Raw genomic sequence first — 312 nt, 5'->3', positions numbered from 1 at the left:
CAAGATAGAATGCAAGATGCAGAAGCCGTTAAAACTGCAGCTACCCCGAATTTTGAATGTCATCCTTCCGAGTATAAGTTTAATACGCCTCCTCGGCTCCCGCCTGCAGACCCTGCGGCATACCCGCGATATGAACCTACTCATTTCGAGGCAGTTAAACGCCTGCCTATCCCCATGAACAAAGAACTGATTGTCCCCAAATTGCAAGAGTTAGGCTTTATAGAAAACAGCAATAACGAAATCTTTAAAAGAAATTTCGGGAAGAAAAACATGTATAGCGCCGCTGACTACCTTGCCAATCTTTTTTCTGTA

1 pseudogene is annotated in these 312 nt (G+C 43.9%); it reads left to right on the top strand.

The window, feature by feature from the left end:
* A pseudogene (locus tag HMPREF3050_RS01000) lies at positions 1–312 on the top strand (hypothetical protein); the annotation flags it as partial.

Origin of the sequence: Neisseria sp. HMSC065D04 (genome assembly GCF_001815675.1) — a bacterium.
Classification (GTDB): Bacteria; Pseudomonadota; Gammaproteobacteria; order Burkholderiales; family Neisseriaceae; genus Neisseria.
The sequence above is the reverse complement of the archived record's forward strand: the minus strand, read 5'-3'. Positions and strand labels throughout refer to the sequence as shown.